This window comes from Acetivibrio sp. MSJd-27 (genome assembly GCF_018918095.1).
GTDB lineage: Bacteria > Bacillota > Clostridia > UMGS1840 > HGM11507 > HGM11507.
The window spans coordinates 17583-30987 of the sequence record NZ_JAHLPV010000005.1; the positions used below are offsets into that span (position 1 = coordinate 17583).

Here is a 13405-nt window from a genome sequence, read left to right on the forward strand (position 1 = left end):
AAGGCGCGCACTGCGCGCCTTTTGCATTACTGTTCTTCGATCATTTTGCCCAGTTCTTTGGAAACCAGCATCAGGCATCTGGGATAGTGGAAGGGACCTTTGAAGATGGAACCCTTCAAATCTTTGGACACGGTGCCGTCTTTTCTCAGATATCCGTACCACTCGCCGTACTCCATATCCCGGAAATGGGAGAATGCGTAATCGTGAACCATTTCAAACTTATTCAGATATTCCTCTTTTCCGGTTTGCTGGTATGCCATAATAAAGGCGATGAGCGCTTCATTGTGAGGCCACCACAGACGCAGTTCGGCTTCCAGCGGTTCCACCGGCTTGCCCTCGACATCTACAAAATAAGTGATTCCTTTCGATTCCTTATCCCAGCCGATTTCAAAAGACCAATCCAAGATGGTAAGAGCCGTTTCCAACAAATCCTTATCTTTGCGGTATTCTGCTTCTGTCATGATAAACCAGGACGCTTCAATCGCATGACCCGGATTGACGAGCCGACCTTTCTGAGAATTCAAGTACTGTCCTTTTGGAGAGACATTTTCCAGAACCGCTTTCAGCTGCGGCTGCATGTGGAGCTTGACTTCCGAAAGAAACATGTCGATGTTCTTATTGTATTCCGCTTCATTCGCAGGATCAGCAGAACGGAGAATCTGAGTGGTTGCCAGCATAATCATCGGGTTTGCCAGCGTTATAGAACCCGGCAGATCCGGATTGAATTTCGGAGGAAGTTTTTCCGGGTGAAGGAAAAGATCAAGGGCCAAGGTATAGGTCTTTTTGGCCAAATCAAGTGCTTCCTGCTTTTTTGTCACAATAAAATACTGCGCCAGCGCAATCACGGCAAAAGTTTCCGAGAAGTAATAGCGCCGTTTCTGGATATAGGTCCCTTCTCTTGTCACTGTGAACGGCATTCTGCCATCCTCCAGATAGCAGTGGTTTTTGATGAACTCATATCCGCAGTCCGCAGCTTTCAGCCATTCGTCACGGACGCCGAACTCGGTCATCAGCTTGGACAGTGTCCAGAGCATCCGCCCCTGAAACCATACGGATTTGTCGGTGGAATAAACCTCGCCTTTCCGATCCAGGCAGGTAAAATAACCGCCATACTCATAATCCACTCCGGTCTTCAGCCAGAAAGGAATACAATCGTTTAGCAGGGCATCTTCATAATACTGTTTCCATTCTTTTAATTTTTCTTTCGACATGACACATTCTCCTATATTAAAATATAAATTTTATTTACATGCTTTTCCTATTTATTTATATTAGCACATTCGGATGGATTTCACAATCATTTCTTTTCACATTTATTGCCGAAATGGCATCCGAAAAATAAGATTTGCCTTTCCTTGATTTATTTTTCCCCAAAAATTTTCGAAAATTTTCGAAATAAGATAAATTTGTACGGAAATAGCAAAATCTCTTGACAATCACAGTGAATTTCATTATAATAAATGTGTTTTACAGGTTTCGTGCGCGCAAAACAGCGTGTATGGGATTAAAAGGAGGTGCGCAGATGAAAAGAACATATCAGCCGAAAAAGAGACAGAGAAGCAGAGAGCATGGCTTCCGGAAAAGAATGAGAACCAGAAATGGAAGAAAGGTTCTGGCCAGAAGAAGATTGAAAGGCAGAAAAAAATTAAGTGCTTAATACACAAAAGTCGTAAAATGTGCTTTGACACATTTCTATTTGGACTTTTATGAAACCGGCAAAACTGCGGCATTGCGCCGCGGGGTGCCGAGGTTATAAAAAGTGCCGTATCTTCTGCGGCATTTTTTTCACATTTGGAGAAATTTAGGATGCAGCGAACCATATCTTTAAAGGAAAACAGGGATTTCGGCCGTGTCTATCGAAGAGGAAAAAGCATTGCCGGAGATTGTCTGGTACTTTATTACCGAAAGAATAATCTGGGGATGAACCGTTTGGGGTTGACCGCCAGTAAAAAAGTCGGCAAAGCTGTTGTCCGCAACCGTGTCAGAAGACTGATTAAGGAAAATTTCCGCCTTCTGGAGGACAAGATACCGCTTTCCTATGATCTTGTCATCGTTGCGCGTGTGAAAGCTGCCGGCAGCGACTATCAGAAAATAGGCGGATGTCTCAGATACCTCCTTCGGAAAAGCTCCCTTTTGTAAATAGGACGGGGCTTTCTTTTTCATTTTGGCAGTTTGCAGCACAGCTTAAAATTTTGCTTGCCTGTTCGCTTTTTGGACAGGCTTTCCGAAGGAATCGTCGGGAAAAACCTTATGAAACGAATCGGGTTTTGAGATGAAAAAGATTGTTATCTGTTTGATTCAATGGTACAGAAGAAATTTGTCGCCATTGAAGAAATATCCTACCTGCCGTTTTTTGCCCACCTGTTCGGAGTATGCCGTGCTTGCAATTGAGAAGTACGGACTTTTAAAGGGCGGTGTGAAAACGGTTTATCGAATTTTGAGATGCAACCCTTTTTGTAAGGGAGGCGTCGATTACCCGTAAATTACTGAAAATTAGGAAGTGAATCTATGTATTTTTTAGGTACCCCTATCGGCTTTGTCATGAATTTTATTTATGATTTCATAGGGAATTATGGTTTGTCAATTATTTTGCTGTCCACATTTGTGAAACTTTGTACGTTGCCGCTTACACTTAAGCAGCAAAAATCTATGGCGGCGATGCAGCAGGTTCAGCCATTGATGACAGAAATTCAGAATAAATATAAAAATGACAAAGAGAAACAGTCTACGGAAATGATGAAACTGTATAAGCAGTACAATATCAGCCCCATGTCCGGCTGTCTGCCAATGTTGATTCAGTTTCCTATTCTGTTTGGTCTTTATGCGGCGGTAGCGAAGCCGCTTACTTACATGCTGCGGCTGACGGCAGAACAGATCACAGCGATTGCGCAGGCGCTGAATTTTAACATGCCAGCCAATTCCTTTACCGCTGAAATGAGTTTGGCTCAGCAGATGAGCCTGCCGGAGAATATTGCGAATATTCAGGCTTTGGTGCCCAATGTACATGCCATTGATTTTAATTTTTTGGGATTAAATTTGGCACAGACCCCCAGCTTTTCCGTTCCGTCAATCATTTGGATTTTGCCGGTATTATCGGCAGGTCTCAGCTTTTTATCCAGCTATATTATGCAGCCGAAACAAAAGAGCAATGATGACAACCCAATGGCTTCCACCACCAAAATGATGACCTATTTTATGCCGCTGATGATTCTCTGGATTGGTTTCAGCGTGCCGGCGGGCTTAAGCCTTTACTGGGTAGTGAACAGTGCTTTGCAGATTCTGCAGTATTTTACAATTGATAAAAAAGCGAAAATGAAAATAGCGACTGAAATTGCCGCTTCATCGATTACAACAGAAGCGGTCAAGAAGAAAAAAAGGAGGTAACCGTGTGATGAAAGAAGTTACAGCCACCGGAAAAACGATTGACAGTGCCATAGAGACTGCGTTGTCCCAGTTGGGAGTAAGCAGGGACGATGTAGAGATCGAAATTATAGAAAATCCGGCAAAGGGTGTGCTGGGTATCTTTGGACAGAAAGATGCAAAAATTCTTGTCAAAGTGAAAGAGTCTCCCGAAATAACAATGGCTGAATTTGTAGAGACGATTCTGACAAAAATGGGGATCGAGGCAAAGGTCGCGGCAGCCATAGATGGATCGCGTATTACACTGGATGTATCAGGTCCTGATATGGGAATCGTGATTGGCCGCCGCGGCGAAACTCTGGATGCCCTGCAGCAAATTGCGCAGCTGTATGTCAATCGGATTTATGAAGAATATTATAAAATTCGTATTGATACGGAAAATTACCGTGCAAAGCGGGAAGAGGCACTTATTATTCTGGCAAAGGGCTTGGCAAAAAAAGTATTAAAGACCCGTAAAGAAGTAGCTTTGGAGCCTATGAAGGCATACGAGAGAAGAATCATTCACACAACCCTTCAGGATTATAACCGCATTTCAACGCACAGTATTGGAGAGGAGCCAAACCGTCGTCTGGTGGTGAGCTACCGTTACTCCAATGCGCCCAAGGGAAACAAAAAAGAAGAGAAATAAAACAGACTGCCGAAAAACTCGGTCTACCGCAAACAATAACCGAGAAAAGATAGAAAGAAATATATTGAATGAATTTCACTATTCAAAATGCCAATGGCTCCATTGAGGGACCATTGGCATTGCTTGCTTTTTGCAGCCTGAGATCCGCTTGTTGATAAAGGCGACAAGCGGACCGGTGCAATTCTGCACCGATCTTTTCAATAGCGGACTATATGTCTGACTTTTCGACAATGTTATTCCAGTCTATATTCCAATTGGCAATCACATGGTTCCGCTTCGGTCAATGATGGATCATATTCCTCCGCCTCCAAACAGCCTACCGCATGATAAAAGGCCTGTGTCTCCCTTGCGGAATGAGAAGAGATATACAGTTTCCGGCCGCTCAGTTCTCTTGCTTTATTGCAGGCCAGATAAAACAGGTGTCTGCCGATACCTTTTCCGCGCATGTCCGCAGAGACGTGAAGGCTGGAGAGCTGCAAATACTGTTTTTGGCTTCCGAAAAGTCTGCTTTCCACGGAACAGAATCCTTTCAGCTTTTTATCATAAAAAGCGCCGAATACGCCGCCGCCTGTATCAATGGTGTTTTTCAGACAATGGCACAAGATTTCATATTCTTTTTCTCCCCATTGCTCGGTAAATGAAATGTTTTTTAATATCCAGCCACATTCTTCTTTCCGCCAGCACTGGGTTACTTTCTGAAAACGATCGAAATCGGAAAATAATTGGGGAGAAATTTCTTTTTGGAAAATTGTTCGAAAAATAATCCGTTCCATAATGCTCTCCTTCTCTTTTCTGTGCTGAAAAATTTTATCACAGAAAACCGGAGACTGTCAAGGAAGAAAAAATTCACTTCGGCAGCTCTAAAATAGCTTTACAAAAGAAAACGAAAATGTTAAAATAAATCAGAATGTTAAGGAGGAATGGCAGCATGTATTACATAGGTGTGGATGTGGGCGGAACCAATATTGCCACAGGCTTAATCTCGCAGGATGGTAAGATGATTACCAAAACATCTGTAAAAACGCTTGGGGATCGAGCGCCCGAAGAAATCACGAAAGATATCTATCAAACGATTGAAACGATAATGCAGGAAACCGGGACACCACTTTCTGAAATCGGCGGTATCGGTATGGGGATTCCGGGCTGTTTCAACAATGATACCGGAGTGGTTATTGAGACAAATAATATGAATCTTTCCGGGTTCAACCTATTTGAGGAACTGAAAAGATATATCAATAAACCAATGATGATGGCGAATGACGCAAACTGTGCGGCTTTGGGAGAAGCGGCTTACGGGGCTGCAAAGGGATATGACGATGTCATTATGATCACCATCGGTACCGGTATTGGCGGTGGCTTTGTCTGTAATGGAAAGGTTTATAACGGATTTAACGGTGCTGCGATGGAAGTCGGGCACATTTGCATCGATCTGAAGGGAAAGAAATGTAACTGCGGTCGTGTTGGCTGTTGGGAGCGGTATGCGTCCGCAACCGCATTGATTGAACTGACAAAGGAGATTATGGAAAAAAATCCGGATAGCGAAATGCATGCTTATGTATCAGAACATGGCGGCGAAGTCAGCGGCAGAACTGCTTTTGACTGCGCGCGCAAGGGGGACAGGGCAGCCAATGAAGTGGTGGATACCTTTGTGTATTATCTGGGAAGCGGCATTGTGGACTTGATCAATCTGTTTCAGCCGGCTGTTATTATTGTAGGCGGCGGCGTCTCCAACGAAGGAGACTACCTGATGGAAAAGCTTAAGAATTTTGCAAAAGGCTACTCCTATGCCAGCACGAAAATTCCACAGCCGGAATTTAAAAAGGCAGAGCTGGGAAATGACGCGGGAATCATCGGCGCAGGGATGCTCTTGGTGTAATCCCGCTTTGTGAAACTGTCGTAATCTGTAAAAAAGAAAGAGATGAAAAAGCAAGCAGCGCTATGGAGTGAATCCATTTGCATTGCTTGCTTTTCTATTCTGGAAGCCATTTGCGGTGGTGCGTCTGGAAAAAAGCATTTTTTCGCTGACTCTAATCCGTGAAATCAGAATTTAAATATTTTTCATTCGTCCGACCAATATATCCAGATCGACTGTTATCTCAGAAAAATCAGCGGCTTTTTGAATGTCCACATGAAAAGTCATAGGTGTCATTTTCAAAAAATCGATGCGCTGTTCCGGCGTGAGGGAAAAGGTGGCGGATGATTTTTGAATTTTCAGAATTTCTGCATATTTCTTAAAATGGCTGATAATATCCCCGCCCTTATATCTGGAAGCGTTTAACTGTCCGGATACAGCGCTTCGAATCTCCTTTAAGTAGTCTTCTCCCGGAACGACTTTAATAAGAATACCTTGGGGAGATAAAACCCGCTGAAACTCACGGTAGTTTGCCGGCGTTAAAATATTGAGGACGGCATTCATGGAATCATTTCTCAATGGAATCTTGGCAAGATCAGCGACCATCCATTTGACATTTTTCGATCTTTTGGCAGCGAGGGTAACAGCTTCTTTTACTACGTCTAATCCAAATCCGTCCATTTGGCTGTCTTTCGTCAAAAAGGAGGCATAAAAACCTTCTCCGCAGCCAGCATCCAGAAAACGGCAGACAGTATCACTGCTATATGCAGTTAGAATATTCTGCACAGCTTCTGCAGCGCGATCGTAAAATCCGGAATCAAAAATACGCCCGCGGCTTTCAAAGAGAAATTTTTCATAGGGCTGTCTTTTCGGATTGGTTAAAAAGTTTACATAGCCTTTGGAGGAAACATCGAAGCAATGTCCTTTTTGACAGAGAAAGCTTTGCTCTTTTGCAGCAAATGCTTCCCCGCAAAGGGGGCAGCGGAATGCATCCGCATGGTTGATCAAAATGTTATTTTTCATAGAGACTCCTTAAACACTACCAATACTTCATTCTATTAAAAAAATTGTTATTTGTCAAAGAGACAGAATGACTTCATATCCTTTTACACTATTCTATACGCAAATCCTTCATTTGTCCATCCATAATAACATTTTCAAATCTTTATATGTTCCGTTTCTGCTTATACTTGGGGTTCCATTTATGAGTAAACGGCAGGTAAATATCCATCGTTTAATAAGACTGAAATGTCCATTGTGCCATAAAAAATGAGTAGGATAGTGCAAAAAGTGAATGAAAAAATGCAAAAATTTATTTTCAAACGTGATATACTATTTGTGAAAATTGTACGAAAGGGATGGTTTCTATGAGAAAAACATGCAGCATATTTATTTGTATCTGCCTCATGCTTTTAAGCTTTGCACCATCGGCTTTTGCAATCGATAAGGGGGACGGAACGGAGGAAAATCCGTATCAGGTTTCGACCTTGGACGATTTGAAGGCAGTAGCAGATAATCTTTCCGCATATTATATCCAGACGGCGGATATTGACGCCAGCGGAGAAAACGCTGCGCTGATTTCCGGCTCATTTACCGGTCATTATAATGGGAACGGTAAAAAGATCACGTTTAACACGACCGAAGCCGGTTTTGCGTTTAGTATCTTTAAGATAATTGAGGCTGGAGGTGTGGTAGAAAATCTATACACGGAGGGGACGATTGCAGGCGGACAAAATTCAATTGCCCCGATTGTTTATTCTCTGCTCGGAACTGTGAGAAACTGCCATAACTCTGCAGATGTTACAAGCACACAGACATATTCTGACGGGCAGCGCGGCAATGTCGGAGGAATTGCCGCATTTATGGGAAAAGGTGCTGTGATTGAGAACTGCACCAACAGCGGCGATCTTTCCGCACAGGATTATGTGGGCGGTATCGTCAGCGGTGTGAATTATTCCACTGCCGATTATGCGATACGCAATTGTTCTTCCACCGGCAATCTGACGGCGGGTAAACTGTTTGCCGGAGGCATTGTCGGCGCTGTTACCGGAAGTGTTACCGGCAGTCTGGTAATAAACAACTGTCACTCCAGCGGAAATATTCAGGCAGGGAGCTATGCCGGTGGCATAATAGGCGGACTCAATCAGAATCTGAACGGGACTCTGGATATCAGATACTGCTCCTCCTCTGCTGATGTGACCGCCACAACGGATTATGCGGGAGGAATCTTCGGCGCATCCGCATACAGTCTTACAGACGGAACCATTAATATCACAAGGTGTTATGCGACCGGAAAGATATCCGCAACAACATCAGCGGGTGGTATGGGAGCCTGCTTTGTGGTTGTCAACACCACAAAAACCAGTGCGAATATCACGGGAAATTATTTTGCTGGCACCTTGTCAGGCGGCCGTATCGGAGCGATGGTAGGGACTCCTTTTGTCAACAATCGAACTGGTACGATCAATATCGCTATCAGCCGCAATTACAGTACAGCGCCCGCTGTGTCTAGTTATCAGAAAATGGCAGGATATAACTCTACCAGTACCAGCGGAACAGCAAAATGGTCCTGCCCGACGGCTTCAAACTTTATTCTTAAGGATGGGACAAGCACATTAAGTTATGCTTCTGCTATCACAGCAGAAGAGCTTTCCGATGCAGATACATTTTATGCGAAGTATGATACCTTAAGTGACTACTTTGATTATGATATTGGTGACAGAACAGATAAATATCCCTATCCGCAGTTTGCAAGTAATCCGCACAATGCGCCGGGTACCGTGCTGATTCCGGTGACCTTTACCTGCGGAGAGAATGGCACCGTGTCCAAGAAAGACGGATATGTGACCTCAGGAGATACGGTTTCGGTAAAGATTCAGCCGAATGACGGTTATATTATCAGCTCCGTTCTCTGCGGCGAAGCGCCGGCCGTCATTCAGGACGTGAGCGGCTTCACCTATCAGACTTCTCCGCTTGCCAAGAACACGGCGATCACCGTGGCATTTGAGACGGCTCCGGTGCAGACGCCGGAGATTGTTTCCGATGTCAAGTGGAACTATGTTCCGTCCGGCGAAACAGCTTCCGGAAACATAACGTTTGGTAAAGTAACCGGAGAGGAAGCGAAAATCACCGATTACGGTATCGTTTATTCTGCTTCAAATGCGGTTCCCTTATTAGATGGGGATGATTGCATTACCTTTTCCGCAAGAAATTACGGCGGAAAAAGTGCCAACGGATTCTACGGTGTTTTCCTCACGGGCTCCGTTTTGGACAATCAGCAGTATTATACCAGAACCTACGTCACATACACCGGCCAGGATGGCTTGCCTCATACCGAATACGGCGTTGTAATTACAGTGGACCTCAGAAAATGACACTTTTCCACTGTTGACAAAAGAAAAACTTTATGGTATACTGTCCGAGAATAACAGAACGACGTTGATGGAGACAGTAGGGTTAAAGAGAAAACCAAAGCGAGCCGGGGACAGTGCGAGCCCGGTGTGAGTAAATTTTTCTCCGAACATCACTCCAGAGTCGCGGGCTGAACGCAGTGCAAGTAAGCCTCGCCGGTTTCCCGCCGTTATCGGGGGCGCATATGATGGTATGCTGAAATAGGTGGTATAGCGAAGTTAGCCTTCGCCCTGTTTTCAGGGCGGAGGTTTTTTGGTATAAGCATAGGATATACTTGGAGGTTGATGATATGTATAAGAAAGTCTCTACAGATCTGAATTTTGTGGAAAGAGAGAAAAAGACAGAACAGTTCTGGAAGGAAAACAACATCTTTGAAAAGAGCATGGAAAACCGGAAAGAAGGGGAGACTTACACCTTCTATGACGGACCGCCCACGGCGAACGGCAAGCCCCATATCGGGCACGTGCTGACAAGGGTCATCAAGGACATGATCCCGCGTTACCATACCATGAAAGGGCAGATGGTTCCAAGAAAAGCCGGCTGGGATACCCACGGGCTTCCAGTGGAGCTGGAGGTGGAAAAGCTTCTGGGCTTGGACGGCAAGGAACAGATTGAGGAATACGGTCTGGAGCCCTTCCTGAAAAAGTGTAAGGAAAGCGTCTGGAAGTATAAAGGGATGTGGGAGGATTTCTCCGCCACTGTCGGCTTTTGGGCGGACATGGAGCACCCCTATGTGACCTATGAAAACAGCTTTATCGAATCGGAATGGTGGGCTTTAAAGCAAATCTGGGAGAAAGGCTTGCTTTACAAGGGCTTTAAGATTGTGCCCTATTGCCCCCGCTGCGGAACGCCCCTGTCCAGCCACGAGGTGGCGCAGGGCTATAAGGACGTCAAGGAGAAATCCGCGATTGCCAAGTTTAAGGTAAAAGATGAGGACGCATACATTCTGGCCTGGACAACCACGCCCTGGACCCTGCCCTCCAACGTGGCGCTTTGTGTAAATCCCAATGAGGACTATGTGAAGGTGCAGGCGGACGGCACGGTTTATTACCTGGCGGAAGCGCTGGCTCCGACTGTTCTGGGCGAGGATTATACCGTTCTGGAAAAATATCTGGGGAAAGATTTGGAATACAAAGAGTATGAACCCCTGTTTGATTTTGTATCCCCCAAGGAAAAATGCTGGTATGTCACCTGTGATACCTATGTCACTCTGACCGACGGTACCGGCGTGGTTCACATTGCTCCCGCTTTCGGTGAGGACGACGCCAATGTAGGACGGAAATATGAGCTTCCCTTTGTTCAGCTGGTGGACGCAAAAGGCGAGATGACGGCGGAAACCAAATGGGCGGGAACCTTCTGCAAGAATGCGGACAAGGAAGTCCTGAAGGATTTGAAGGAGCGCGGATTGTTGTTCTCCGCGCCGGATTTCGAGCACAGCTATCCCCACTGCTGGCGCTGCGATACACCGCTTATCTACTATGCAAGGGATTCCTGGTTTATCAAAATGACAGCGGTGAAGGACGATCTGATCCGCAACAACAACACCATCAACTGGATTCCGGAGAGCATCGGCAAAGGCCGGTTCGGCGACTGGCTGGAGAATGTGCAGGATTGGGGCATCAGCCGGAACCGTTACTGGGGAACCCCCTTGAATGTGTGGGAGTGCGAGTGCGGACACCGCCATGCCATCGGCAGCATCGAGGAGCTGAAAGCCATGTCGGACAACTGTCCGGACGAGATCGAGCTGCACCGCCCGTATATTGACGCGGTGACCATCCAATGCGAGAAGTGCGGCAAGCAGATGAAGCGGGTGCCGGAGGTTATCGACTGCTGGTTTGATTCCGGTTCCATGCCCTTCGCGCAGCATCACTATCCCTTTGAGAATAAAGATCTGTTTGAACAGCAGTTCCCCGCCGACTTCATTTCGGAAGCGGTGGATCAGACAAGGGGATGGTTCTATTCCCTGCTGGCGATCTCCACCTTGATTTTCAACAAGGCGCCTTATAAAAACGTCATCGTTCTGGGACATGTACAGGATGAGAACGGGCAGAAAATGTCCAAATCCAAGGGTAATGCAGTGGATCCCTTTGACGCGCTGGAAACTTACGGAGCGGACGCGATCCGCTGGTATTTCTATATCAATTCCGCACCCTGGCTGCCCAACCGGTTCCACGGCAAGGCGGTGACCGAGGGACAGAGAAAGTTCATGGGAACCCTGTGGAATACCTATGCGTTCTTTGTGCTGTACGCAAACATTGACGAATTTGACGCGACAAAATATCAGATCGAGTATGATAAGCTGTCCGTGATGGACAAATGGCTTCTGTCCAAGCTGAACACGCTGGTGAAAACCGTGGACGGCAATCTGGCGAACTACCGGATTCCGGAAGCGGCAAGAGCGCTGCAGGAATTTGTGGACGAGATGAGCAACTGGTATGTCAGAAGAAGCCGGGAGCGGTTCTGGGTGAAAGGAATGCCGCAGGATAAAATCAACGCCTATATGACCCTGTACACCGCCCTTACGACGGTGGCAAAAACAGCGGCGCCCATGATTCCGTTCATGACCGAGGATATCTACCGCAACCTGGTTTGCAGTATCGATAAAAGCGCGCCCGAAAGCGTGCACCTGTGCGATTTCCCGGCGGCGGACGAAAGCCTCATTGACAAGCAGCTGGAAGAGGATATGGAGCTGGTTCTGGAGATTGTGGTGCTGGGACGGGCTGCCCGCAACAGCGCGAACATCAAGAACCGCCAGCCCATCGGTGAAATGTTCATCAAATCCAAGGAAACGCTGAGTGATTTCTATAAACAGATCATCGAGGAAGAACTGAATGTGAAAAAGGCTTCCTTTACCGACGATGTATCCGACTTTGCGGCATACAGCTTCAAGCCGCAGATGCGGACGCTGGGGCCGAAATACGGCAAACAGCTGGGTGAAATCCGCGCCCTTCTGCAGAATCTGGACGGCGGAAAAGCCAAGAAGGAGCTGGATACCACCGGAGTCCTGAAGCTGGCGCTGCAGAGCGGGGAAATCGAACTGGCACCGGAGGATTTGCTGATTGAAACCGCAAAATCCGATCGGTATGCAACCGAGGAGGACAACGGCGTGACGGTGGTTCTCGACACGCAGCTCACTCCGGAACTGATTGAGGAGGGCTTTGTCCGCGAAGTCATCAGCAAAATCCAGACCATGCGGAAGGAAGCCGGCTTTGACGTCACGGATCACATCCATGTCTATGTGAAGGGCAGTGAAACGATCGGCGAGATTGTGGGGCGGAATCTGGATGCCGTCAAGGAGGATGTTCTGGCAGAAACCGTAAAATTTGACGCGATGGACGGTTTCACCAAGGATTGGGATATCAACGGGGAAGCGGTTACCATCGGCGTGGAGAAAATATAATCTCGCTAAGATGTGCCCCGCCTCTTTCGATGGTGGGTACCGCATTATCGAAGCAAGCGGCGGGCATATATCCTTCGCTTCACGAGGTTGAAACGCCTGCAAGGCAGCTTTTGCAACATTTTTTCATCTTGTTATAAAACGGGGGCTATCCATTTTGGATAGCCCTTTGTAATTTAGAAAACAGATATATTTCTATGAAACATATTCTTTGTTTGTAAAGCTTCAGTCAAACAAAGTTCAATTTGTATGATGGCGGGACGATGTGGGCATCGTCCCCTACAAATGGGAGTTGCGCGTCATTAAGATTTTAACTGTTTTCTTATATTGAAAGACAGGAATTTCATTTTTTTAAATTTTATCTTGACACTAAAGGTCACCCATAGTATACTAAAGGTGACCCTTAGTCTTTAGGAGGTGATTCTTTGGCAAAGGGGAAAATGGGGCGCCCTACAGATAACCCAAAGCCGTACCGTATCGCTGTGAAGATGGATCAGGAATCCAAGGACATTCTGGACGCGTACTGCGCGCAGGAGAATGTGAACAAGATGGAAGCGGCAAGGCGGGGGATCAAGCTGTTAAAGGCGTACCTCAAATAAAAAGGAGAAGCAATGTTCCCGACTAAAGCAACAATCGCTCCTCCGCTATGCACCCACTGCCAGAGGCAGCGGTACATGAATATGATACCACATGTGCC

General features: G+C 46.2%; 12 protein-coding genes. 9 read left to right on the forward strand and 3 right to left on the reverse strand.

Going from position 1 to position 13405, the window contains the following annotated elements:
• Window positions 1-26: 26 nt before the first annotated feature.
• On the reverse strand, window positions 27-1211 hold the full coding sequence (locus tag KQI32_RS02885) for an AGE family epimerase/isomerase (protein WP_216423914.1): 1185 nt from the start codon (window positions 1209-1211) through the stop codon (window positions 27-29).
• Window positions 1212-1522: 311 nt separating this feature from the next.
• Between KQI32_RS02885 and rpmH the strand changes: the two genes are divergently transcribed.
• The 5 genes from rpmH (at window position 1523) to jag (ending at window position 4048) form a co-directional block, all read left to right on the forward strand.
• Window positions 1523-1657, forward strand: a complete 135-nt coding sequence (gene rpmH / locus KQI32_RS02890) for a 50S ribosomal protein L34 (RefSeq protein WP_177690718.1) — start codon at window positions 1523-1525, stop codon at window positions 1655-1657.
• 149 nt (window positions 1658-1806) lie between these two features.
• The gene (gene rnpA / locus KQI32_RS02895) at window positions 1807-2139 is read left to right on the forward strand and encodes a ribonuclease P protein component (RefSeq protein ID WP_216423915.1); all 333 of its coding nucleotides are present in this window, start codon (window positions 1807-1809) and stop codon (window positions 2137-2139) included.
• 133 nt (window positions 2140-2272) lie between these two features.
• Complete coding sequence (gene yidD, locus KQI32_RS02900; RefSeq protein ID WP_177690722.1) at window positions 2273-2482, forward strand: membrane protein insertion efficiency factor YidD; 210 nt, start codon at window positions 2273-2275, stop codon at window positions 2480-2482.
• Between the two features lie 26 nt (window positions 2483-2508).
• Window positions 2509-3384 carry a YidC/Oxa1 family membrane protein insertase gene (locus tag KQI32_RS02905; RefSeq protein WP_177690724.1) on the forward strand — a complete coding sequence of 292 codons (876 nt, stop codon included), beginning with the start codon at window positions 2509-2511 and terminating at the stop codon, window positions 3382-3384.
• 7 nt (window positions 3385-3391) lie between these two features.
• Window positions 3392-4048 carry an RNA-binding cell elongation regulator Jag/EloR gene (gene jag, locus KQI32_RS02910; protein ID WP_177690810.1) on the forward strand — a complete coding sequence of 219 codons (657 nt, stop codon included), beginning with the start codon at window positions 3392-3394 and terminating at the stop codon, window positions 4046-4048.
• A gap of 233 nt (window positions 4049-4281) precedes the next feature.
• Here jag and KQI32_RS02915 read toward each other — a convergent pair whose 3' ends face one another.
• Window positions 4282-4821, reverse strand: a complete 540-nt coding sequence (locus KQI32_RS02915) for a GNAT family N-acetyltransferase (protein ID WP_216423916.1) — start codon at window positions 4819-4821, stop codon at window positions 4282-4284.
• 155 nt (window positions 4822-4976) lie between these two features.
• Here KQI32_RS02915 and KQI32_RS02920 point away from each other — a divergent pair, with 155 nt between their 5' ends.
• On the forward strand, window positions 4977-5924 hold the full coding sequence (locus KQI32_RS02920) for an ROK family protein (RefSeq protein ID WP_216423917.1): 948 nt from the start codon (window positions 4977-4979) through the stop codon (window positions 5922-5924).
• A 171-nt stretch (window positions 5925-6095) separates the two neighbouring features.
• On the opposite strand, the gene KQI32_RS02925 is transcribed toward KQI32_RS02920, so the two are convergent.
• Window positions 6096-6923, reverse strand: a complete 828-nt coding sequence (locus KQI32_RS02925) for a putative RNA methyltransferase (protein WP_216423918.1) — start codon at window positions 6921-6923, stop codon at window positions 6096-6098.
• A 344-nt stretch (window positions 6924-7267) separates the two neighbouring features.
• Here KQI32_RS02925 and KQI32_RS02930 point away from each other — a divergent pair, with 344 nt between their 5' ends.
• The 3 genes from KQI32_RS02930 (at window position 7268) to KQI32_RS02940 (ending at window position 13307) form a co-directional block, all read left to right on the forward strand.
• Complete coding sequence (locus KQI32_RS02930) at window positions 7268-9274, forward strand: hypothetical protein (protein WP_216423919.1); 2007 nt, start codon at window positions 7268-7270, stop codon at window positions 9272-9274.
• 326 nt (window positions 9275-9600) lie between these two features.
• Window positions 9601-12711, forward strand: coding sequence for an isoleucine--tRNA ligase (ileS, locus tag KQI32_RS02935; RefSeq protein WP_177690734.1), 3111 nt, complete (start codon window positions 9601-9603; stop codon window positions 12709-12711).
• A 422-nt stretch (window positions 12712-13133) separates the two neighbouring features.
• Entirely contained in the window at window positions 13134-13307 is a 174-nt protein-coding gene (locus tag KQI32_RS02940; protein ID WP_177690708.1) for a hypothetical protein, read from the forward strand.
• Window positions 13308-13405: the final 98 nt, after the last annotated feature.